This window comes from Pirellulales bacterium (assembly GCA_019636335.1).
Classification (GTDB): Bacteria; Planctomycetota; Planctomycetia; order Pirellulales; family JAEUIK01; genus JAHBXR01.
The window spans coordinates 49,155-70,052 of the sequence record JAHBXR010000026.1 but is presented as its reverse complement, the minus strand read 5'-3'; the positions used below and the strand labels follow the sequence as shown (position 1 = coordinate 70,052).

Genomic DNA, 20,898 nt, shown 5'->3' with positions numbered 1-20,898 from the left:
TGACGCAGGCCGCTGAGTGGTTGCGAACTCGGCTTCCGTCACGGCGTGAGAGGTCAGCGTGCGCACTCTTCTCACTGACCACTAGCCCCTGACCCCTGACCACTGACAAAGATTTTCGGTCGGGCCAGTCCGAGCTTGGCCAGGCGGAAGGCGGCCGCCGTGCCGAGGCAGCCGAAGCCGTACTTCACGCTGCGGCGGAAATTGATCGACGAGGCTTCGTCGAAATACTTGGTCGGGCAAGAAACCTCGGCGATCTGATAACCCTGCCAGAGAATCTGGGCCAGCATCTGGTTGTCGAACACGAAGTCGTCCGAGTTGGCCTCGAGCGGAAGCTTCTCGAGCAACTCGCGCGAGAAGGCGCGGTAGCCCGTGTGGTACTCCGACAGCTTGGCCCCGAGCATCAGATTCTCGGCGGCGGTCAGGAAACGGTTGGCCACGTACTTCCAAGCCGGCATGCCCCCGGCCAAGGCATAGCCCCCCAGGATCCGGGATCCCAGGACGCAGTGGTACAGCCCGTTGCCGATCAGGGCCGTCATGGCCGGGATCAGCTTCGGCGTGTACTGATAGTCCGGATGGACCATGATCACGATGTCGGCGCCGGCCTCGAGCGCCAGCCGGTAACAGGTCTTCTGGTTGCCGCCGTAGCCGAGGTTCTTCGGATGGGTGAAGACGGTGGTCTGCGGCAGGGCACGGGCGATCTGCGCCGTCTCGTCGCGGCTGGCGTCATCGACCACGATGATCCAGTCGACGATCCCTTGGTCCATGACCTCGTCGTAGGTCTTGCGCAGCGTCTGGGCTGCGTTGTAGGCGGGCATCACGACGACGATTTTCTGGCTGCCGAACATCGGGCTCCGAGTCGAATCGGTAGGGGGCGTTTTGCGGGTTCGGGTCGCCGTGATTGCGTCCCCCGGCAACGTCCGATAATGTTTCTTATGTTCAGTTCCGGCAGCCGGAAATGACGGGAAAACAAGCGTTTTCTGGCAGGCCTCACCCTGCCCGCTCGTCTCGTTTCCGTCCTTCCACTGTGGTCAGAACCCGCGCCGATTTGAAGTCGAATTCCGGCGCAGATTTTCCCTCCGCCGGCGGTCCGACGCGCGGCGCATCGGCGCCCGCCATACGCCCTGCCAACCGAGATCAACTCCACTCCCCCGCGGAGCGATTTCGACCCATGACAGACCGCACCGGCGGCAGCGTCTGGTGCCCCGGATCGAGCCCGTCGTCGAGCCGTTTCAGGTACGGTTCGAGCACCTGGCGCAAGTCGTCCGGCATGATCGGCCGAGCCCGGTCGATCAGGACCGAAATATAGTGCCCCGACCGCGAGTCGAGAACCATTTGCCGAGAGTCGGCCGAAAGGGTTACCGCGAAGAACGTGATGACCACGCACAGCAGCACCCCCTTGGCCGCGCCGATCAGTCCCCCCACCTGCCGGTCGAATTCTTTCAGACGGACCCGGTCGATCACCCCGGCGACAATCCGGAACAGCAGCCAGATGACCATCGACGTGCCGACGTAGATCACCAACATGGCGATGAAGCGGTTCATCGGCTCCTTGTCGCCGAACATCGGGGCCAAGGTCGCGCCGAAACGCACGGCCATGAAGTAGCTGGCCACCAGCGATGCTAGCGAGGCGATTTGCCAGGCCATGCCCTTCCACGCCCCGAGCAGGGTCGCGATCAGCAGCACGGCCAACATGGCGATGTCGTAGGGTTGCATTTCAACTCGGCTCAGATTGTCCCCGCGGAGGCGAATTCGGGCGGACAACGGTAATTCGGCAAGGCAGGGGGGAAATTGGGCGAAAGTATAGCCCGTTGTCCGCTGGGCCCGAAGAGCGCTTCTCCTGTGCTGGCACCGCGGCGCTAGCAGGGGAGCAGGGCACCTCCACACGTTCGCGCCGCAGGCCACTCGATCTGACCAGCAAGGGCGAGTGGACAATGGCGACCTCGCCGCGGCGCCTGCCGGGGCTGGTGCAACTGCCATTGGTCTCTCGTGAGCAACTGGCTACAGTTCGTCACCCCCTCCAGGAGCAGTCCTGGTTGACGTGCGATCACACCATTCTTGGCGGACGGAGCAGCGTTCATGGCCGGCTTCAAGACCCACGTCACGTTCAGCTCGACCATCGGCGTCGCCTACGGCGGAGTGGCCCTCTATCAAGGCGTGCCGTTGCCGACCTGCGTGCTGGCCGCCGGCTTGTGTGGCGTGTCGGGCATGCTGCCTGACTTGGACAGCGACTCGGGCCGGCCGCTGCGCGAGAGCGTCACCTTCGCGGCCGCCGTCGTGCCGATGATGCTCGTCGGCCGCATGGAACGCATGGAATGGTCCATGGAGAGCATCGTCCTGGCCGGCGCCTTCATCTATCTGGGGATACGCTGGGGCCTGGCCTGGGTGTTAAAAAAGTTTTCCGTACACCGAGGAATGTTCCACAGCATTCCCGCCATGTTGATCTTTGGCGAGATCGCCTTCCTCTTAGTCGAATCGCCCGACATGAAGATTCGCTACTACAAGGCGGGGGCGGTCATGGCGGGCTACTTGTCGCATCTGGTGCTCGACGAGATCTGGAGCATCGATTTCCGTCGCTTCCGCTTGAAAAGCTCCTTCGGCACGGCCCTCAAGCTATGGGGCGATAATGGCTGGGCCAATTTCTCCACCTATGCGAAGCTGGCCGTGCTGACGTACGTCTCGATCAACGATCCGATGTGGATGTACAACCTGCACCACAATCCTCACAGCGAGGCGCTGCAAGAGATCGCCGGCAGCGAACCGGAAAACATCGCGCGCTGATTGGCACGCGCAGCGCTGACACGCCGACGCTTAGAAGAGACGCCGACTGTCCAGCAGCAAGGTGACCGGACCGTCGTTCGTGAGTGCCACGTCCATGTGACGGCGGAAGCGGCCCGTGGCGACCTCGATTCCCAAACGCCGCACGGCCGCGACGAAGACCTCGTAAAGCTGCTCGGCAAGCTCGGGGGGCGCCGCGCCGATGAAGCTGGGACGGCGACCCTTGCGTGCGTCCCCCAGCAGAGTGAACTGGCTTACCACGAGCATCGCCCCGCCAACGTCGGCCAGGGCGAGATTCATTTTGCCCTCGGCATCCTCGAAGACGCGCAGCATGGCGATCTTCTCGGCCATCTGCTCGGCGTCGGTCGCGGTATCGTCCGTGGCGACCCCCAGCAGCACGAGCAGGCCTCGCTCGATTCGCCCGACGACCTCCCCTTCGACGGCCACCTGAGCCTGGCTGACTCGTTGCACGCAGGCACGCATCGTAAGGAACTCCCGGGGCAAGGCGGTCGATCGGCGCAAATGGGCCAGCCGAATGTACAACGGCGAAAGACGAGCGGCAATTGATCGCAACTCGATAGCAGGTGCAATAAGCCGCTATCGGCGCCGAGCCGAATCGGCTACAACGATGCGTCGGTACTCCCCCTGCCCCGCCCCCCTCCGGTCGTCCTGGAATCGTTGCATGTCGCGCACGGCGTTGGTCGTTCTGTATTGCCTCTTCATTTTGCTCGCGTCGCTCGCGGGGGGCTGGCTCCCCTTGATGCTGCGACTGACGCACCGCGTGATGCAGGTGGCCTTGAGCTTCGTGGCCGGCGTGATGCTGGGGGTGGGCGTGCTGCACCTGCTGCCACATGCCATTGCCGAAGCGGGCTCAGTCGACGCCGTCGTGCAGTGGATGCTGCTCGGCTTCGTGGCGATGTTCTTCCTCGAACGCGTGTTCCACTTTCATTCGCACGAGGCGCCCGACGGTAGCCACTCCCCCTGCGACCACGACATCGGCCACGAACATCACCTTCACGACGCTCACGACCACGACCATGCCGGTCATCATGGCCACGCCGACGACATGGCTGGGGCCCACCCATTGAGCTGGGCGGGGGTCGCGATCGGCCTTTCGTTGCACACGCTTGCCGATGGCGTGGCGCTAGGGGCCGCCGTGACGGCCGAGTACCACGCTGGCTCCGGCTTCATGCTGGCCGGGCTCGGCACGTTTCTCGCCATCGTGCTACACAAACCGTTCGATGCCCTGGCGATCGGCACGCTGATGACCTCGGGGGGCTGGAGCACCACGGCGCGGCATGCCGTCAATGCGATCTTCGCGCTGATGATCCCGCTCGGCGCCCTGGTTTTCTTCTTCGGCCTGACGACGCGCGGCGACGAGGCGAACGTCTATATCGGCTATGCCTTGGCCTTTTCGGCCGGCACCTTCTTGTGCATCTCGGCGAGTGATTTGCTGCCCGAGTTGCAGTTTCACCGACACGACCGACTCCTGTTGTCGGTGGCGCTGCTGCTGGGACTAGCCCTGGCCTGGGCGATCGGCCTGGTCGAATCGCACGGCCACGATCACCATCACTCGCACCGGCATGCCAGCGTCGTCAGGTACTCCGTACCTGACAATGTTCGACATCGCCAGCCTGAAGTATATCGGGCACAACAGGGTGCCTACGCGTTTGGTGCTGCCAACTCGTCGACATCGAGTCCGCGCGCGAGGCGGATGCGGCGCACTTCATCGAGGATTTCCTGAATCAGTCCTCGTTGCTCCTGAATGTTCGACCATTCGACGGTGAAGCCAAAGGCGATCATCGCCGTACCGAGTAGAGCGCCGATCAAGTGCAGGTTGGCCCAGGTGAGGCCGAAGAGGGGCTCGAGTTGCAGTGAAGCGCCGGGATCGGCCGCGCCCCCTAGGGCGACCATGCCCACCGCCACGAGCATGCTGATCACCGCCACGGGAAACGTGCGGCGTTTGATCGCATTCGCGCGGCGCGTCAGTTGCTGGTCCAATTGATAGGTGTCGACCACCTCGCGACACCAGCGACTGGTGCCGATGAAGTAGGTGATGACGACGCTGTTGACGAGCATGAGCAGCAGCCCCACCGAGATGCCCGAGAGCCGGTGAATCGTGGCCCAACGCTGCGTCACGCGGTCGGCGGGATTGTAGACATCCCCCAGCGAGAGCCCCAGCATCATCGTGGCCAGGAGAAATGTCAGAGCGAACAGGGCCAGATAGAGAAAAATGCGGTTCACGGCGTGGTCACGGCGCGAGGAGAGGGCTAGGCGGAAGGCTGCTCACCATTCTAAGGAACGGAGGCCTCGGCCGACAGGGTCTCGGGGACCTGTCCAAGTGGTTCCCCGCGGCATAACATTCCGCATATGCACAAGCCTCGCCTTGCCATCACGATGGGGGACCCCGCCGGCGTCGGGCCAGAGACGATTGTCGGTGTCTGGCGACAGGCGTCGGTTCACGACGGTGCGCGCCCCTTCGTCGTCGGGCACCCGGCGATTATCGAACGTGCCGTGCGACTGCTCGGCGTAGCGGCCAAGGTTGTTCCCATCGATTCGCCCGCCGCGGCCGATCCGGCGCCCGACTGTATTCCCTGTCTGTGCGCCGTCGATGATGCCGCCGCTGATGTTCCGCCCGCGAAACTCGACGCGCGCGGGGGGCATGCCGCGTACGAGGCACTGCTCGCCGCCACACGCATGGCGCTCGCCGGCGAGATCGACGGACTCGTCACGGCGCCGTTGAACAAAGCCGCGCTGCACCTGGCAGGTCATCTCTATCCGGGTCACACCGAGCTGCTGGCCGAGCTCTGCGGCGTCGATGACTTTGCCATGATGCTCTACCTTGGCCCGGGCGAGCCGTTGCGCGCTCCGGCCGGCTTGGGTGTGGTACACACGACGTTGCACATGGCACTCGCCGACGTATTCGCGCATCTCACGAGCGAGGAAATCGCCGCCAAGGCGCGGCTGGCCGATACGTTCGTGCGCCGCATCGGCGTGGCAACGCCGAGGATCGGCATCGCGGCGCTCAATCCGCATGCCGGCGAGGAAGGACTCTTCGGCAACGAAGAGCGGACCATCATCGAGCCGGCCGTGCAATTGGCGCGCGAGCGCGGCATCGACGCTACCGGTCCCCTACCCTGCGACACCTTGATGGTGCGGGCGCGCGATGGCGATTTCGACGCCATCGTGGCCATGTATCACGATCAGGGGCATATCACGCTGAAGCTGTTGGGCATGCACCGCGCGGTGAACGTCACGCTCGGGCTGCCGATCGTGCGGACAAGCGTGGCGCATGGCACGGCCTTCGACAAGGCGTGGCAGGGACGCGCCGAAACGAGCGGCATGCTCGAGGCCATTCGCGTGGCCGCGCTGTTGGCACGACATCGCACGAGCGTCGACACCGCGCGTTGAGCTTTCGAGCGGCGTCGCATCAAGGGAGGAACAATCACGGATGAGTCACCTGACACCGCCGGCCGATACCTGTCTGTTGTATCTCCTACGGCACGGGGCGACCGAGAACAACGTCGCCCAGCCACCACGTTTACAGGGACGTCGGTCGAACCTCGGACTCTCTGCCAAAGGGCGCGAACAAGCCGAAGATGCGGCCCGATTGCTTGCCGCGCACCCCCTGACCGCGGTCTACGCCAGTCCTCTCCTGCGTGCGCTCGAAACGGCACAGGCGATTGCCGCTCCTCATGGCGTGGCGGTCGCCTGCTTCGAAGATCTGACCGAGTGCGACATCGGCCAGTGGGAAAACCGTTCCTGGGTCGATATCGAAAAGACCGACGCCGAGGCGTATCGTCTCTTCCAGGCCGACGCCGGCACGCGCGGCTATCTCGGTGGTGAGAACCTGAATCAGGTACTATCGCGCGTGAAGCCGGTCTTCGAGGAGATTCTCGCGCGGCACGTAGGCCAAGCGGTCGCCGTCGTCTGTCACAACGTCGTGAACCGCGTCTGGCTGGCCCACTTGCTCGATATGCCCATGTCCGTGGCGCGCGGCATTCCGCAAGAGAACTGCGGCATCAACCTGGTACGCTATCGCGCAGGCGCCGCGAAAGTGTGGACGGTCAACGCGGTCTCACACCTGCGCGATTGGCAGTGAGGGGAGGGGTAGGGGGGACCACTAAAACCCCAGCGCGCGCAGGTAGTGGTCCGTGTCGTCGGGGATCGTCACTTTCGGGTCCGGCTGATAGATAAATGGCGCGCGGTCGAGCGGCGCGCCAAGCTTCACCTCGAAGACCTCGAGCGTGACGATCGGCCGCAGTTCGTCCTTCGAGCGATTCAGAATGCCGGCTGGCGCGCGGCGTAGAAACTGTAAGCGATACGGAAACAGATCGTCACGCCCCAGCGTCAACACGACTTGCTCCGGCACGTGCGGGGCCAGCTTCGAGAGATTCGCAGCGGCGCCCTTCTCGATCGCTTCTTTCTGCTCGGGCAGCAACGTGGCCAGCCGCGAGGGGCGCCAGTCTCCACGCAAGAGCACGACTGGCAACGAACCGAGATTGGCCGCTTCGGGCGGAGCGAAATGAAAATCGCGCGCGAGCGCCGCGAGCAGCTTGGGGAGTCCCCCCAAGCCGAGCCCCGGCAGCGAATTCGCGCCCCCCTGCCCTGCCCTCTTCAGCGCCTCGAGCACGGGCGGTAACTGGACCTTCGACACGCGGCCATCTTTGCCGTCGAGTTCGCGAAAGATCCACAGCGTGGCGCCGTCGGAGACATGCTGCAGCGTGGTCCCCTGCTCTGCTCCTTGCAGTCGCAGTTCGAGCCGGAACTGATGCTGATTGGCCGGCCCCTGCAGATAGGTGCCCGAGCCAACGAGCTGTTGTTCGAAGAGATCGATCTGCTGGCGCAATTTGGCAGCAATGGATGGTTGCTGCTCGATAGCTATCACGGCGCGTGCCAGCAACTCATCGCCCGACGTATCGGCACTAGCCGAAGCCGCTTCGACATTGAGAGTTGCGCCAGCGGCCGCGGCGTCATCGCCGCGCGAGATCGGGGTTCCCCACGGCGAAAAGATGCAACAAACCAGAAGAATACACGGGATGCGAACTCTGGCCTGCATGCTGGGGATCTAACGGATTTGCCAAAGATTCTGGTTGTATCGGACCGAACTTAACAACTCAGAGAAACACGCGCGAGCTCACCAAGGCTTGCGCCGTGACCGGGCATTCTAGCCCGGGCTCGAACGAAAGGTCCACGTCAATCGAGTCTCTGTCATACGCGGCAGGTCGCGGTTCGATCAGCCACCCGTTGGCTCATCGCCTGAGAGCGGCAGCCTACGACAGGGTTCACAGCCTTACAAAGCGGGACGAGAGAACTACCGGGGGGGATTTTGATGAGTCACACAATGCTTCCACACGATCGTGGGCGAGATCCAGCGCGACGGATTGCTATCGGCGCGCTGGCTCTGTGCTTGCTGGCGTCGCTGGTCGCGACCGGCTGCAAAGCACCGGGCACGCACAACCTGCCGCCGGCCACGCAACTGATGCACCCAGGTCCCGGCGTCGACGGACCTGGTCCGGGCGTGATGATGATCGACCCTGGCGTGCCCATGATGCCGCCGCAGTCGTCGCAAATCGCCTTTGTCGGTCCCGAAGGGATGATCGTGGCCTGGGACGTGAGCATGCCGGGGGCGTTCGACTCCGAACCGCTCGTCTGCCCCGGTCGCTACAACTTCCCCCAGGGCGCGATCTATCGCCTGAAGCTCACCAGCATTCCGGGACGGCCGGGGGTCGAGTTGTACCCGACACTCGAAGTCGGCCCGACCATGCCACGCACCGATGCCTATCTCGCGCACAACGCGATCCCGGTGCAGGTAACCGAAGAAGATCTCGACCAGGTGATGACGGGCAACTTCGTGACCAAGGTCATCTACTTGCCCGACTCGGAATATCAGGAGTTGGCCATCGCGGGGGTCGAAACGCTCGTAAGTACCCGGCTCGATCCGGGCGTCGACCCGATCATCGAAGCGGATCGTCGCGGCTCGATCATGGCAATCTTCCGCTTGGGGAACAAAGACCTGCAGATTCCCGGCGCCGAAGGAGATGGCGGAATGGCCATGGGTGGCTTCGGCGGCGGGGCGATGCCGGCTGGCTTTTGTGGCCCAGGCGGTGGTGGCGGTCCCGGTGGTGGTCTGCCGGCGAGCCTGCCTGGCGAGCCGATTGCCGGCGTCACGTCGCCGCAGTGGGGCATGCCGATCAGTGGTACGCCGATCGGTTTGCCTGGCCCGCCGCACATTCCGCTCGGTGTTCCGGCCGGCTTGCAGAAGCACGTGATCACCAATCACACGCATTACGACATTCCGAACCCGACGCGCCGGATCGACATGCACGTGAAGCAGAAGCCTGGCTTCAGCTATCCGCGCCCGGCGAACACGGTTCACATCGAAGAGGCAACGGTGGCTCCGCCGGCGTTCTTCCGACGCCCCACCTCGGACCACATGCAGCTTGCCACGCCCTGTGGACCAGAGTGTCAGTAAGTAACGAATGGTCGAAGTGTCTGGCCCACGGTGCCCGACCTTCCGAGAACGTGGCACTGCTGGTTTGTCCAGCAGTGCCACCCGTGATCGAAAGTTTGTCACAGACGTGTCGCGCACGCGGTGCGTGACTTAGAGAATCGTCACGAGCGTTCACGACAATGGTCGACATGCTCCGCAATCCGGTGCTCAAAACGAACGTGCGCCGGTGGGGAGTTGCCAACCGGCTGGGATTGATCGTCTGCGCAGTGCTCATTGCCGCCGCCACCTGGGCTCGCGGCGAAGAACGCGGCGTTCACTATCAACACCGAGCCGATATGACTCCGGGAGCGATTGGCAGTTGGCAACTCTTGCGGGGCGGACCATTGCCGGGATATCCGCAGCCCATCGAGATCCGTGCTCCTGAAAACAGCCGGATCTCGATGGCCGTCGCGGGTGGCTTCGCCGACCCGCAGCCGACCCCGTTCAAGGTCGGTCTCTTCATCGCGCCGGTCTATCGGCTCCGCGTGACGGGCATTCCCTACCACGAGGGTGAAGAAGTCTATCCGACGATCGAGGTGATCGATCGCACCTATCCGCCCGCCGGGCAGGCCTGGCGGTTTCCCATTCCCATCGAGCTGACGCTCGAAGACCTCGAGCTCGCGCTAGACGGCCGCTTCGTCACGCGAGTGATCTATATCGAGGATCCCGACTTTGCCTTGCCGGGGCCCGATGATCCGGTGCATCAGCGCTGGATCGATGCCGGTCCGGGCAACGACCCCTTGAAGCTGGCCGACGAAATCGGTCGCCCGGTGGCCATCGTGCGGATGGGGGGCCGGGTGCCTATCGACAGCGCCGGTTTGTCGGACGAACAGTTCTTGTTCGGCTCGCCCCCCTTCGTCTGTGCGCCGCGCTCGGTGCCCTACGAGGGAGCCATCGAATACGTACCCAGTGTCGAAGTCGAATCCCCCGTCCCCGAGCTTCTGTCCCCGACGGCCACCAATCGTCCATGAGCGAATCGCGCAACGAGAAGCACGCCAACGAACCAGAAGCTCGCCAGCCGGGCGATGTCGCCGCGCGCGCGTTGACCGCTCGTTACGAGGCCTGGCCCACCTGGTGGCGTTGGTCGTTGCTGGCCGTGGGAACGCTCGTGCTCTGCTCCTGCCGTGCCCAACCCAGACAGCCTCAGTACCAGGTGCCGCCGTCGGTCGAGTCATTGCCTCCGTCGGCTTTTACAGGGGCGCCCGACACGAGCGAAGTCTGCCTGGGCTGCGCGAACGGGCATCACTCGCCGGGATCGGATCTCCCCCTGCCCCACGTGGCGATGGGCGAATGGGCCCCCTCGGGACTGGCTCTGCCCTGGCCCGAGCAGGAATACCTGTTCGACGGCGGCGATCATGGACTCGAGGCGGTGGTGAATCACGAGTGGGAGGTCAAGGGGCTCGATCTCGAAGACACGATCGCGCATTACGATACGCTCCACTGCGGAACCAAGGTGCAGCCCTCGAACCGCGTGCAGATTTATGCCCCGCGCTTCGGCGCGGTGCGCAGCGTCGTCGATCTGACGCAAGGCGAGCAAATCGAAGCCCTCGTCGGCGTCGAGACTCCTGATGGACCGCGACGGCTCGACGACCTGAAAATCCCGACCAGCAGTCGCCAGGATGCGCAACCCATCGCCGAAGTGGGGCGCCGGCGGGCCAGCGGTTATGTCGCTCCGCTGCGCGACGGCGTCGCGTCGAACACGCTCTCGCCCGAGGCCTTCCAGGATGCCTACCTGCCCTTCGAGAATATCGAGGTCCTGCGCACGGGCGTGATGAAGCAGACCGAGAAGGCCTTGCTGCTCGAAGGACGCACCGCGGCCATCGTCTGGTCGAGCGATCAGGCCGTGCAGGTGATCCTCGACAACCAGGCCGCGACGGCGGTCGACAAGTATCTGGCAGCGCAGGTCGTGTATGAAGCCCACGAGATTCCAAGTTGCCCGCGTCTGCGGCTGATCAAGGTGGCCTCGGAACAATGGGCCAATCCGGGCGAGGAGATCGACTTCACGCTCCGCTACGACAACCTGGGCTCCGAGCCGATCGGCAACCTGACGATCCTCGACAACCTGACCACGCGTCTCGAGTACGTGAAAGAGAGCGCTCAATCGAGCCGCCAGGCGGAATTCTTTACCGAACCGAACCAGGGTGGCTCCGACATCCTGCGTTGGGAACTGGCCGAACCGCTCCCGCCCGGCGAAGGGGGCGTGCTGCGCTTCCGTTGCCGTGTGCGATAGTCTGGCCGAACCTGGGCATTGCTCGCCTGCTATGGCGCCGGCGCTGCTGGCGATCGGCTTTCCAACCGTGTCGACATGCTAGCAGTGCGCGCTTGGGGTTGACCTGGCGCAGGGCCATTTCTTACAGTGCCGCCGCTTTCCTGGCCCCCTGCCCCGTCACCATCGGCCTGCCTTCGCCATGCGCGACAGCGTCTGCTCTGAAGCTGAAGCGCGCGAGTATCGCTGTCCCGGCGAAACCTACTCCATCGACCGCACGGTGCATCTCGGGCGACTGGCCAGCTTTTACTCGGCCTGTCGCGATTGTCCGCATGCTCACGACACCGGCACGCTCCCCCCTTCGGTGGTGCGTCGCTTGCGCGCCGCCCAGCGCAAATCGATGCCCCCGCTGACCTTCGGCGACGACGATCGCGCCCGGGCGCGGCTCGATGATACGACGGCAGCGCGCGTCCGCGGTCTTGCGGCGGCACATGGCGTGTACCTGCAGCAGGCTCGTGCCGAGCGTACGCAGCCGTTGCTGGCGATTCTGGCTAGCGATGGACGGGCGGCGACCTCGGAAGCGTTCTCGGCAGCGAGCGAAGGTTTGCGTTGGGCTGGTTGCGAGGTCATCGATATCGGCGCGGCGGCCGCGCCGGCGCTCGCGCAAACCATTGCCCACTTGCAGGCCGACGGCGGACTGTTGCTCGGCGTCGAAGGGGGGGCCGCCGCCGAGGTGACGCTTTCTTTCTGGCGGGCGGATGGCGAACCATGCTCCACCGGTGGCGCGCTCGACGCGGTACGCGAGATTTTCACGCAACGGCTCGACCGCCCCACGCGCAGCTTCGGCGGCTTGCGCCGCTTCGAGGCGAGCGAATTGTATCTCGACGGCGTGAGCGATCATTTTCACGCGCTGCGCCCCTTGCGGTTCGTCCTCGATACGTCGTGCCAACCGTTGCTCACCGCGCTCGAACAACTCACACGGAACGTCGCGTGCGAGGTGATTTCGCTGGGCTTTGGCAGCCGCACGACCGCTTCGCGGAACGCGAACGCAACCACCGAATTGGCAACGACGGTGCGAGACAGGCGTCGCTCCCCCCCTGCCCTGCCCCGCGCTTCCTTGCCGGCCCTGGTCGCGCCGGATGAGGCGGCTCGACGTGCCGCGGCCCTCGAGCAGCGCGTCCGCTCGGAGCGCGCCCACTTCGGACTGGCGATCGACGCCGCCGGCGAGGCCTGCCGCATGGTGGACGAGCTGGGACGCTCCATCGACGGGGACCACTGGTTCGCAGCGCTGGTTCAGTTCTGGCACGAAACCCATCCCGGCATGCCACTGACGATAGCCTTGGAAGAAAACACCTCGTCCAAGGTGCGAGTGGCTCTAGCGGCTCGTGCGGCTCGGGTCGCGGTCGGCGGCGCATCGCGCCAGGGCATGCACGCACTCGTTCGTACCCAGCAAGCCACCCTGGGGGGCGGCCCAAGCGGCCGCGTCTGGCAAGGCAAGGGGGGGGTCGCGGCCGATGCCCTCGCAACGCTTGGGCTTTGGCTCGCCGCGCTCAGTCAGACCGATCGTCCCGTCTCGCAGGTCGTGGCCGACGCCCTGGCGACCGAGGTGTGCCCGAGCTAAAATCGCCCCCCATGGCACACCAATGGATCGCAGATCGGATGGGAACGTTCGACAGCTCGGGCATCCGTAAGGTGTTCGATCTGGCGGCGAAATTGCAGAACCCGGTCAATCTTTCGATCGGACAGCCCGACTTCGACGTGCCCGACAAGGCTCGCCAGGCGGCCATTCGAGCCATCGAGTCGAGCAAGAATGCCTACACGCCTACCCAAGGGTTGGGCACGCTGCGCGAGCGGCTGCTCGCCCAGGTGCAGGCCGAGTATCCCGACTCGGGACGACAGCTCGTGGTGACCAGCGGTACCAGCGGGGCACTGGTGCTCGTGCTGATGTCGCTCGTGAATCCGGGCGATGAAGTGATCGTCTTCGATCCTTACTTCGTTATGTACCCAGCGCTGGTCTCGCTCGTCGGCGGCAAGATGGTGCTCGTCGACACCTATCCCAATTTTCGCATCGACCTGGATCGCGTCCGCCAGGCGATCACGCCCCGCACGAAGGCGATCCTGTTCAACAGCCCGGCGAACCCGACGGGAGCCGTCGCGTCGGAAGCGGAAGTGCGCGGATTGGCTGAACTGGCCAAGGAGCACGACGTCGCGCTCGTCAGCGACGAGATCTATCGCCTCTTCTCCTACGACGCCCCGCTCGTGTCACCGGCGCGTTACAACCCCGACGCGATCGTCATCGATGGCTTCAGCAAGACGTACGGCATGACGGGGTGGCGAGTCGGATTCGCGCACGGGCCCGCCGCCGTGATCCAAGAGCTCATCAAGCTGCAGCAGTACACGTTCGTGTGCGCGCCGCAGCCGATGCAGTGGGGCGCGTTCGAGGCGCTCGACGTCGACATGAGCGGCTACGTCGCCGCCTACGCCAAAAAGCGAGATTTTCTCTATCAAGCCCTCCGTGACGACTTCGATCTGGCCCCCTCCGGCGGCGCCTTTTACATGTTTCCGCGCGCGCCGTGGGGAACGGGCACCGAGTTCGTGCATGAGGCCATCGAGAACGAATTGCTGATTATTCCGGGCAACGTCTTCAGCCGCGCGGACACTCACTTCCGCCTGTCGTATGCCGCCTCGGACGAAACCCTCGAGCGCGGCGCAGAGATCCTGCGCCGACTGGCTCGCGCGAGGTAGATTCACGCGTCGAGGGAAGCGATTGTCACCCACCGATCGCGACAGATACGCTCAGGCCTTGCGCGGCATGTTCAAGGCAGCCGGACCATGCGAACGCCACGCACGTACTTGTGGCAGTGGACGCACTTCATGGTCAATTCGACATAACGAATCGCGGCCGCGTCGAGATTTTTTTCCTTGGCGGCCTTGGTCAGCGCATCGGCCGTGCGGCGGAACTCGCCACTCTGCTGCAGATATTCTTCGGTCTGCAGCACGTTCCAGCTTGCCGCCTGGCTCAACAAGCTCAAGTCTTGTGCGTTCTTGGCGATCTGGTCGAAATCCTCGACGGCCAGACCTTCGAGAACCTCTTGCGAATGCCGCAGCTTGAGCTGCATGAAGTCGGCCACCTCGTTCGGTTTCGCTCGCTGCGGCGGCGCCGAGCGCACGCTCGAGACCAGTCCCAGCATCGCGACGACGGCTACCAGAACGAATGCCACCAGCATGGACGTGTTCATCATGCTTTTCACGGAAACGCATCCTTTACGTGGGAGTTACCGACGGTTGAAGTCGAGTTTGCTGACTCGGTCGTTGTTCTTCGACTGCATTGAAAAGTGCCGCTACCAGATCGAGCGAGGTAATCACTCCACACGGACGACCGCTCGCGTCGATGACGGGCAAGCGATGCACGTGTTCGGCGCACATGATCTGCGCGGCGCTGAGCAGGCTGGCGCTGGCCGCGATCGTCTGCACCCCCGGCGACATGAAGCGCGACACATGGTCGTGCGGCAACTCGTCCACGCGATACGGACGGTCATCGCCTGCCTGCCCCAAGGCGTTACCACCGGCCGAGGCGATCTGGGGAGCATCGCAACAATGTGCGCGCCGCACGAAATCGATGGCGCTGAGCATGCCGACGAGTCGCCCTTGCTCGTCGACGACCGGCGCCCCGCTCACTTCGTGCGCGAGCAAGGTCGCGGCCGCGTGCGTCATGCCATCGTGCGCGGCAACCGTCACGACGTCGCGATGCACGAGATCCGCGACCTTCAGCGAAAGCAGACGTTCCCAAGCGTTCGACACGATCGTCTCTCCCTCTCGAAGCACAGCCGACTCAGGCAGTGGCTGCCTTCGGGATCGATTCTTTGAGGGTAAACACCGGGCATGGCGCATGCCGCACCACGGCCTCCGCCACGCTTCCCATGAGCATCCGTTTCAGGCCCGTACGACCGTGCGTGCCCATGACGATCAGGTCGACCCCTTCTTTCTCGGCAAGCTGCACGATCTCGGCTGCCGGCTCCCCCACGACGAGGCGATGTTCGTAATGCACCTCGGGCGAAGTCGGCACGACCGCCTTCAGCATCTCGGCAATGGCCGCGTGATCGGGATTGGGAACGCCGTAGTACATCTCACCGCCGCCGTAGGCCAACGGCGGTTCCTCGACATGCACGATCAACAGCGTGGCGCCCGACTCGCGCGCCAGCACGGTCGCGTGTTGCAGTCCCGCGTCGCTCGAAGTCGAAAAATCGGTCGGGAAGAGAATCTTCTTGGCGTTCATGGCATGCTCCTTTCCTCGGCCATCGCACACGGCTCTAAGAACTCACGCGTGTGCAGGTCGATCACGTATCATCGGGGGCTACGTTGAAGACTTCCGCGATCAAGCGCGCTTCGCGCTGTTCGTGGTTGCCCAACTGCGCAAGCAATTCCTCGATCTGGCCGGCGAACAGATTCCAATAGTCGGGCCGGTTGTCATCCAGATCGGCCGCGTCATGGAAGCGGTCGAGCGCCGCCAGGATCTCATGGTGCTCCTCGCGCAAGTCATCGATACGCGGCGCGCAAGTCGGCATGATCGCGACCGCGTCTTCAAAGCAGCCGTCCTCTTCTTCGTGCGCAAAGTGCTGGGTGGCATAATTCCTCAGTTGGCACAAGGCTCCCCCCGCTTCCAGGGCAGCCTCTTCCGTCCAGCCATGCAGCCGGCCCTGCTCGAGCTTGTCGCGCAAAGTCTGGGTCAGCTTGTGCATCTGCTGGTGCTCACGGACCAGGTCATGGAGGAACGGTCGTAGCGTTTCGTGGATCATCACACACCTCCTTCTACCTCGTTCCCCACGTCCCGTCCCAGGTTGTTAACCTCAACCTCGCTTCAGAAATCTCGGTCGACCGATGATGCCCAGTAGGCACTCTGCCGCGTCTGCCGCCACAACGGTCGCTCAGCGTTCTTGACCATTTCGTCGATATCTCGCGGGCCGTTGGCCTCGTCGTCGATGACGATGGTCGTGACTACATGCTTGTATTGCGCAGCCGTGGCGGCGTGACACTGCCGAATGGCCGCGATGATTTCGTCCCATTCTCCTTGCACCACGGTACCCATCGGGCCGACGCGGTACTTCAAGCCCGCTTGCTCCAAAATACAACTCGAACGCGAAGCGCCATTACCGCCAGGATCGACATCCACCGGCTGTATCGTGAAGATGACAAACATGGCGGCAATGTCGCGTCACGAAGGTCTCGCGCCGGCTGCTCTCGACGGAGCCGCTGGCGCCTGTTTCCAGGCATTTCCTCATCCTCCTATTGAATCATCGCCATCCGCGAGCTTGGGAGGTATCAGGAGCATGCCCGTAGTCTCCTAGAGACTTTCTGCAATGCGACATCGGGGAATCCCCGATAGTCCGTTGCGCTGGTGGAGAAGAAAAGGACCGAGGGTCCAGCCAGACGCGCGCCGCTCAGCCCTGCTCGAGCATCCAGCGGACGGCGTGCTGTGTCAGCTCGGACGAATTCTTCAGATGCAGCTTCTTCTTGAGGCTTTCGCGGTAGGTCTCGATCGTCTTGACGCTGAGCTTCATGCGCCGGGCAATCTCCCGGGTCGTCGCGCCGTTGCCGATCTGCTGAAATACCTCGAGCTCGCGATTCGAGAGCGTCTGTGTGGGATCGACATGGGCGTCGTGCGGCGATGCCGCCAGCCGGCCCAGAATGCGGTTCTTCATGACAGGGCTGAGATAGATCCCCCCGGTCAAGATCTCGCGAATCGCCACGATCAGCACGTCGAGCGCGTTCTTCTTCGAGACGAAGCCGTGGGCGCCGGCGCGCAGGGCACGCTCGGCATAGAGCTCTTCGTCGTACATCGACAGGGCCAGGGTCCGCGTCTGGGGAGCTTCGTCGCGGATGCGTTCCATCAGGTCGATGCCGCTGCTCTCTTTGAGCGAGACATCCACGATCGCCAACTCGGGTAGTTCGGCACGCAGGATGGCAAGCGCTCCTTGCACGTCCTCGGCCTCGCCGCAGATCGATAAATCGGCCTCGGCCCCGATTAAGCCCGCCAGGCCCGATCGCACGATCGGATGATCGTCGACCAACAAGACCTTGAGCTTGCGCTGCAGCGCGCGAGCGCCATTGGTCCGGCCGGTAGAGCTCTTCTTAGCGTTCACGATTGCTATCCACGGGAAGTATGCATTTGATGATCGTGCCGTGCGTGGGGGCGTTCGTCACGCTGAACTGCGCGCCAATGATCCCCGCCCGATAGCGCATCGTGTGGAGGCCCAGGCCTCCTTGGCGCCCGCGGCCGGAACCGATCCCGACCCCATCGTCCTCGATGGCGAGCGTCAACTGCGTCGTTTCGCTACGGAGCGTGATGACGACCTCGCTGGCCTGGGCGTGTTTAACGACATTTTGTAACGCCTCCTGCGCAATGCGGTAAAGGTGGGTTGCCGCGTGGCGCCCGCTGAATTCAGTGAACTCGGTGCTGTTCACGCGACATCGGATTCCCGAGGTAGCTTCGATCTGGTGGGCCAGTGCCTCGAGAGCTGCCACCAGGCCCCGCGGATCGATATCGACCGGTTGCAGCCCGTGCGCGAGTCGATGGGCCTCGTCGAGCGCCAGACGCAACTGTTCGGTTACTTGCCTGGCTGTATTCGCGTCGGGGAGTTCCAAGGCTTCGAGCTTGCGTTCCAGCGCCTTGGCCAGCATGGCAGCGCCGGTGAGCCGTTGTCCCAGATTGTCGTGAATCTCCTGCCCGATGCGTTGCTGTTCGAGCGTCGTGCATTCGATTACCTCGCGTTCCAGCGCACGGCGCGACGTCAGATCGCGGAGGATGCCGGTGAAACGCCCCAACCGATCCACCTCGCTGACGGCCAGGTCGATGGGAAACAGGGTACCGTCTTTGCGCCGGGCGACCGCTTCGCGACCGACACCGATGATGTGCGCCTCTCCCGTCCGCAGGTAGCGTTCGAGATAGCCGTCGTGCTCCGAGGCATAGGGCTCGGGCATCAGCATCCGCACGTTCTGTCCGACGACCTCTTCGGCCGTGTAGCCAAACATCCTGGCGGCCGCCCGATTGAAGCCGCGTACGACGCCGTGCAAGTCGATCGTGATAATCGCGTCGACGGCCGTGTCGAGAATGCTGCGCAGCACATACTCGCGTTCGGAAGGTTCGTTCGGTCGGTTCGACATGGCAAAAATGCTTTGGAGAACTGACGTACGGTAAATCGCGGCCGGCCCGCAAACCGTGCCGGTGAGCCTCTCTATCGGGGAATCCCTGAGGCTCACTTCCGAAAGCCCGTAAGGGAGATCCATACATCACCCGATTTGGCGCCGCAAGTCGCACAGTAGGATCAGCGTAGAGAAAATGAGAAAGTCGCACGGAGAAACGCTGGCGGAGCGGATGGCAAGAGGCCGGAGGTACCTATGATCTGTTCCATGCATGTCACCCCTCCCACGGGCCTGTCGCAACTGGGGCTGGCACGTCAGCTTGAGAAAGCAGCCCGTGCCTGCCTGGCAGGGTCGGGCTACGCCGTGCTGCGGCAGGTGAAGTGCGAATATCACCAAGGCACGTTGACGCTGCGCGGACGCGTTCCGAGCTATTACCTGAAACAGATCGCACAAGCGAAGGTCCTCAGTTGCGTGGGAATAATGCGGATCGAGAACAGCTTGCAGGTAGAGGACGGCAAGTCGCCCGGCGCCGTCAAGACGTAGCGTGTGGGTTCGTCCCGGGCCAGAAGCCATCCTTCTTGGCAAAAACCTGAACCAGGCGTTGAGACGAGCGCCTGCTGAAACCAACGAGCAAGAGGAATCGCCATGAAGCCTTGGCGAATGATCGCGGCGGCGGCACTGATCGTGGGAATCGCCTCGGCCAGCCTCTCCGCCCAGGAAGGCGAAGAGGAAAAGCCCACCAGCTTCTGGATGCAGAAGAAGCTCGAGTATTCCCAGCGCATTCTGAGCGGCCTGGCCACCGAAGATTTCGAGGCCCTACGCAAGAACGCCACGGCCATGCAGAACCTCAATCGCATCGAGGGGTTTGCCCGGCGCCGCGATGCCAAAGAGTATCGCACGCAGTTGCAAATCTTCGAGTACGCCAACAGCGAGCTGATTCGGTCGGCGAACCAGCAGAACATCGAAGCGGGTGCGCTCGCCTTTACCCAACTGACGCTCAGTTGCGTGAACTGCCACAAGGTGATTCGCGAGCCCGAGTTGGCCGAGAAGAAATAACACCGAGCAAGATCGTGGTCCCTTTCGTTTCGTGTACCCAGGCATGAGCGGGGTTTGTCGTCCGTGAGAAGTGGAGTCTTTCTGGCCTTGGTCGGCCTCCTGGCCCTGGCAGGGTGTCGCCCGGCGGCGCCAGCGCACTACGTGCCGAGCGAGCAGGTCTCGGCTCTCAGCCCCGAGTTGCAGAAGCAGATCGAGCAGATCCTGCGCAAGAACTGCGGCACGCCCGCGGCGCCGCTTCTGCTGGGGAGCGATCGCAACGACAACGCCTCCTTTCGCCGGCACTTGCAGCATGGCGCCGCGGTGTATGCCGAGCGTTGCCTGGCGTGTCACGGCGTGACAGGCGATGGGAACGGCCCGGCGGCTGCCTTTCTTCAGCCGCGGCCACGCGACTATCGCCGCGGCATCTTCAAGTTCACCTCTACGCCCTACGGGGCCAAGCCGCGACGCGAGGATCTCGAGCGCACGATCCGCCGCGGCATCACCGGCACCTCGATGCCGTCGTTCGCGCTGCTGCCCGACGAAGACGTGCAAGCGGTGGTCGATTACGTGCTAGCGCTCGCCATGCGGGGCGAGCTCGAGATCCTGCTGGCCAGCACGGCCGAAAGCGAGGATGAACTCGATCCCGACATGGTGCCCGATCTGGTGGCTGGCGTCCCCGAATTCTGGAACGCCGCCGGGGATGAAGTCGTGCTGCCCGCCGTGGCCATGCCCCCCTTCAGCGAAGAAACGGTCGCCGCCGGCAAGGAGGCTTTTCTCACGAAGGGGTGTTCCAAGTGTCACGGCGAGGATGGCCGCGGCCTGACAGAAGACAACGTCGGCACCGATGCCTGGGGATTCTCCACGCGTGCGGCCGATCTGACCTCAGGCATGCTGCGCGGCGGGCGCCGCCCGCTGGACATCTACCGCCGCATCTCGTCCGGCATCAACGGCACGCCGATGCCCTCGTTCCACGACGCCCTGGCCGACAATCCGGAGACCATCTGGAAGCTGGCCCATTATGTGCTCTCGGTCTCGAACCGGCGTCGCGAAGGCATCCTGCCGAGCGAAGTACACGCGACTCCAGCACAGGCCGAGACCGTGGAATCCACCGCGCCTACGGAAACGACTACGTCCAGCGAAGAGGTGACACCGGTGAACGAAGAGGCGACACCATCCAGCGAACCGGCGCCCTCCGATGTCACCGAGCCTGCCTCTGCCGCTCCTCCGGCCGCCGAGCCCAGCGAGTGAT

General features: G+C 63.8%; 24 protein-coding genes. 12 read left to right on the top strand and 12 right to left on the bottom strand.

Annotated features, from left to right (window positions below; genetic code table 11):
- Positions 1-71: 71 nt before the first annotated feature.
- Both KF708_21015 and KF708_21010 read right to left on the bottom strand, forming a co-directional pair.
- On the bottom strand, positions 72-845 hold the full coding sequence (locus tag KF708_21015) for a glycosyltransferase family 2 protein (GenBank protein MBX3415179.1): 774 nt from the start codon (positions 843-845) through the stop codon (positions 72-74).
- 289 nt (positions 846-1,134) lie between these two features.
- Positions 1,135-1,713: a CvpA family protein gene (locus tag KF708_21010; GenBank protein ID MBX3415178.1), complete on the bottom strand. Its 579-nt coding sequence runs from the start codon at positions 1,711-1,713 to the stop codon at positions 1,135-1,137.
- Positions 1,714-2,076: 363 nt separating this feature from the next.
- Between KF708_21010 and KF708_21005 the strand changes: the two genes are divergently transcribed.
- On the top strand, positions 2,077-2,778 hold the full coding sequence (locus tag KF708_21005) for a metal-dependent hydrolase (GenBank protein MBX3415177.1): 702 nt from the start codon (positions 2,077-2,079) through the stop codon (positions 2,776-2,778).
- Between the two features lie 30 nt (positions 2,779-2,808).
- Here KF708_21005 and dtd read toward each other — a convergent pair whose 3' ends face one another.
- The gene (dtd, locus tag KF708_21000) at positions 2,809-3,258 is read right to left on the bottom strand and encodes a D-tyrosyl-tRNA(Tyr) deacylase (GenBank protein ID MBX3415176.1); all 450 of its coding nucleotides are present in this window, start codon (positions 3,256-3,258) and stop codon (positions 2,809-2,811) included.
- A 199-nt stretch (positions 3,259-3,457) separates the two neighbouring features.
- Between dtd and KF708_20995 the strand changes: the two genes are divergently transcribed.
- Complete coding sequence (locus tag KF708_20995; protein ID MBX3415175.1) at positions 3,458-4,519, top strand: ZIP family metal transporter; 1,062 nt, start codon at positions 3,458-3,460, stop codon at positions 4,517-4,519.
- Here KF708_20995 and KF708_20990 read toward each other — a convergent pair.
- Positions 4,438-5,019 carry a hypothetical protein gene (locus KF708_20990; GenBank protein MBX3415174.1) on the bottom strand — a complete coding sequence of 194 codons (582 nt, stop codon included), beginning with the start codon at positions 5,017-5,019 and terminating at the stop codon, positions 4,438-4,440. The two genes, KF708_20995 and KF708_20990, sit on opposite strands and share 82 nt — an antisense overlap.
- Before the next feature lie 126 nt (positions 5,020-5,145).
- Here KF708_20990 and pdxA point away from each other — a divergent pair, with 126 nt between their 5' ends.
- The gene (pdxA, locus tag KF708_20985; protein MBX3415173.1) at positions 5,146-6,186 is read left to right on the top strand and encodes a 4-hydroxythreonine-4-phosphate dehydrogenase PdxA; all 1,041 of its coding nucleotides are present in this window, start codon (positions 5,146-5,148) and stop codon (positions 6,184-6,186) included.
- Between the two features lie 40 nt (positions 6,187-6,226).
- Positions 6,227-6,877, top strand: a complete 651-nt coding sequence (locus KF708_20980) for a histidine phosphatase family protein (GenBank protein MBX3415172.1) — start codon at positions 6,227-6,229, stop codon at positions 6,875-6,877.
- Between the two features lie 21 nt (positions 6,878-6,898).
- Here KF708_20980 and KF708_20975 read toward each other — a convergent pair whose 3' ends face one another.
- Positions 6,899-7,834: a hypothetical protein gene (locus KF708_20975; protein MBX3415171.1), complete on the bottom strand. Its 936-nt coding sequence runs from the start codon at positions 7,832-7,834 to the stop codon at positions 6,899-6,901.
- Between the two features lie 273 nt (positions 7,835-8,107).
- Here KF708_20975 and KF708_20970 point away from each other — a divergent pair, with 273 nt between their 5' ends.
- From KF708_20970 to KF708_20950, 5 genes are all read left to right on the top strand, one after another.
- Entirely contained in the window at positions 8,108-9,250 is a 1,143-nt protein-coding gene (locus tag KF708_20970) for a hypothetical protein (protein ID MBX3415170.1), read from the top strand.
- Between the two features lie 167 nt (positions 9,251-9,417).
- Positions 9,418-10,239, top strand: a complete 822-nt coding sequence (locus KF708_20965; protein MBX3415169.1) for a hypothetical protein — start codon at positions 9,418-9,420, stop codon at positions 10,237-10,239.
- Positions 10,236-11,498, top strand: a complete 1,263-nt coding sequence (locus KF708_20960; GenBank protein ID MBX3415168.1) for a DUF11 domain-containing protein — start codon at positions 10,236-10,238, stop codon at positions 11,496-11,498. Before KF708_20965 ends, KF708_20960 begins: the two co-directional genes overlap by 4 nt.
- 178 nt (positions 11,499-11,676) lie before the next feature.
- On the top strand, positions 11,677-13,095 hold the full coding sequence (locus tag KF708_20955) for a hypothetical protein (protein ID MBX3415167.1): 1,419 nt from the start codon (positions 11,677-11,679) through the stop codon (positions 13,093-13,095).
- Between the two features lie 11 nt (positions 13,096-13,106).
- Positions 13,107-14,219, top strand: a complete 1,113-nt coding sequence (locus tag KF708_20950; protein ID MBX3415166.1) for an aminotransferase class I/II-fold pyridoxal phosphate-dependent enzyme — start codon at positions 13,107-13,109, stop codon at positions 14,217-14,219.
- A gap of 71 nt (positions 14,220-14,290) precedes the next feature.
- Here KF708_20950 and KF708_20945 read toward each other — a convergent pair whose 3' ends face one another.
- The 7 genes from KF708_20945 to KF708_20915 form a co-directional block, all read right to left on the bottom strand.
- Positions 14,291-14,725 (bottom strand): hypothetical protein, encoded by a 435-nt coding sequence (locus KF708_20945; protein MBX3415165.1) that lies wholly within the window; start codon positions 14,723-14,725, stop codon positions 14,291-14,293.
- A 13-nt stretch (positions 14,726-14,738) separates the two neighbouring features.
- Positions 14,739-15,275, bottom strand: coding sequence for a CBS domain-containing protein (locus KF708_20940; GenBank protein ID MBX3415164.1), 537 nt, complete (start codon positions 15,273-15,275; stop codon positions 14,739-14,741).
- Between the two features lie 31 nt (positions 15,276-15,306).
- Positions 15,307-15,750 carry a universal stress protein gene (locus tag KF708_20935; protein MBX3415163.1) on the bottom strand — a complete coding sequence of 148 codons (444 nt, stop codon included), beginning with the start codon at positions 15,748-15,750 and terminating at the stop codon, positions 15,307-15,309.
- A 61-nt stretch (positions 15,751-15,811) separates the two neighbouring features.
- A complete protein-coding gene (locus KF708_20930) occupies positions 15,812-16,270 on the bottom strand; it encodes a hemerythrin domain-containing protein (protein MBX3415162.1) in 459 nt (152 codons plus the stop codon).
- Positions 16,271-16,332: 62 nt separating this feature from the next.
- The gene (locus tag KF708_20925) at positions 16,333-16,671 is read right to left on the bottom strand and encodes a thiamine-binding protein (protein ID MBX3415161.1); all 339 of its coding nucleotides are present in this window, start codon (positions 16,669-16,671) and stop codon (positions 16,333-16,335) included.
- Positions 16,672-16,912: 241 nt separating this feature from the next.
- Positions 16,913-17,614, bottom strand: a complete 702-nt coding sequence (locus KF708_20920) for a response regulator transcription factor (GenBank protein ID MBX3415160.1) — start codon at positions 17,612-17,614, stop codon at positions 16,913-16,915.
- Positions 17,604-18,635: a PAS domain S-box protein gene (locus tag KF708_20915; protein ID MBX3415159.1), complete on the bottom strand. Its 1,032-nt coding sequence runs from the start codon at positions 18,633-18,635 to the stop codon at positions 17,604-17,606. Before KF708_20915 ends, KF708_20920 begins: the two co-directional genes overlap by 11 nt.
- Positions 18,636-18,869: 234 nt before the next feature.
- On the opposite strand from KF708_20915, the gene KF708_20910 reads away from it, so the two are divergent.
- The 3 genes from KF708_20910 to KF708_20900 all read left to right on the top strand — a co-directional run bounded on the left by KF708_20910 (position 18,870) and on the right by KF708_20900 (position 20,897).
- Positions 18,870-19,157, top strand: a complete 288-nt coding sequence (locus KF708_20910; GenBank protein MBX3415158.1) for a hypothetical protein — start codon at positions 18,870-18,872, stop codon at positions 19,155-19,157.
- A 135-nt stretch (positions 19,158-19,292) separates the two neighbouring features.
- Positions 19,293-19,670: a hypothetical protein gene (locus KF708_20905; GenBank protein MBX3415157.1), complete on the top strand. Its 378-nt coding sequence runs from the start codon at positions 19,293-19,295 to the stop codon at positions 19,668-19,670.
- A 63-nt stretch (positions 19,671-19,733) separates the two neighbouring features.
- Positions 19,734-20,897 carry a c-type cytochrome gene (locus tag KF708_20900; protein MBX3415156.1) on the top strand — a complete coding sequence of 388 codons (1,164 nt, stop codon included), beginning with the start codon at positions 19,734-19,736 and terminating at the stop codon, positions 20,895-20,897.
- Position 20,898: the final 1 nt, after the last annotated feature.

What these genes read in the sequence shown, in the direction of transcription:
- pdxA (MBX3415173.1), top strand. Translation starts at nt 5,146, where the DNA reads ATGCACAAGCCTCGCCTTGCCATCACGATGGGGGACCCCGCCGGCGTC.
- KF708_20965 (MBX3415169.1), top strand. Translation starts at nt 9,418, where the DNA reads ATGCTCCGCAATCCGGTGCTCAAAACGAACGTGCGCCGGTGGGGAGTT.
- KF708_20980 (MBX3415172.1), top strand. Translation starts at nt 6,227, where the DNA reads ATGAGTCACCTGACACCGCCGGCCGATACCTGTCTGTTGTATCTCCTA.
- KF708_20970 (MBX3415170.1), top strand. Translation starts at nt 8,108, where the DNA reads ATGAGTCACACAATGCTTCCACACGATCGTGGGCGAGATCCAGCGCGA.
- KF708_20975 (MBX3415171.1), bottom strand. Translation starts at nt 7,834, where the DNA reads ATGCAGGCCAGAGTTCGCATCCCGTGTATTCTTCTGGTTTGTTGCATC.
- KF708_20950 (MBX3415166.1), top strand. Translation starts at nt 13,107, where the DNA reads ATGGCACACCAATGGATCGCAGATCGGATGGGAACGTTCGACAGCTCG.
- KF708_20925 (MBX3415161.1), bottom strand. Translation starts at nt 16,671, where the DNA reads ATGTTTGTCATCTTCACGATACAGCCGGTGGATGTCGATCCTGGCGGT.
- KF708_20935 (MBX3415163.1), bottom strand. Translation starts at nt 15,750, where the DNA reads ATGAACGCCAAGAAGATTCTCTTCCCGACCGATTTTTCGACTTCGAGC.
- KF708_20960 (MBX3415168.1), top strand. Translation starts at nt 10,236, where the DNA reads ATGAGCGAATCGCGCAACGAGAAGCACGCCAACGAACCAGAAGCTCGC.
- KF708_20955 (MBX3415167.1), top strand. Translation starts at nt 11,677, where the DNA reads ATGCGCGACAGCGTCTGCTCTGAAGCTGAAGCGCGCGAGTATCGCTGT.
- KF708_20930 (MBX3415162.1), bottom strand. Translation starts at nt 16,270, where the DNA reads ATGATCCACGAAACGCTACGACCGTTCCTCCATGACCTGGTCCGTGAG.
- KF708_20910 (MBX3415158.1), top strand. Translation starts at nt 18,870, where the DNA reads ATGATCTGTTCCATGCATGTCACCCCTCCCACGGGCCTGTCGCAACTG.
- KF708_21005 (MBX3415177.1), top strand. Translation starts at nt 2,077, where the DNA reads ATGGCCGGCTTCAAGACCCACGTCACGTTCAGCTCGACCATCGGCGTC.
- KF708_20995 (MBX3415175.1), top strand. Translation starts at nt 3,458, where the DNA reads ATGTCGCGCACGGCGTTGGTCGTTCTGTATTGCCTCTTCATTTTGCTC.
- dtd (MBX3415176.1), bottom strand. Translation starts at nt 3,258, where the DNA reads ATGCGTGCCTGCGTGCAACGAGTCAGCCAGGCTCAGGTGGCCGTCGAA.
- KF708_21015 (MBX3415179.1), bottom strand. Translation starts at nt 845, where the DNA reads ATGTTCGGCAGCCAGAAAATCGTCGTCGTGATGCCCGCCTACAACGCA.
- KF708_21010 (MBX3415178.1), bottom strand. Translation starts at nt 1,713, where the DNA reads ATGCAACCCTACGACATCGCCATGTTGGCCGTGCTGCTGATCGCGACC.
- KF708_20915 (MBX3415159.1), bottom strand. Translation starts at nt 18,635, where the DNA reads ATGTCGAACCGACCGAACGAACCTTCCGAACGCGAGTATGTGCTGCGC.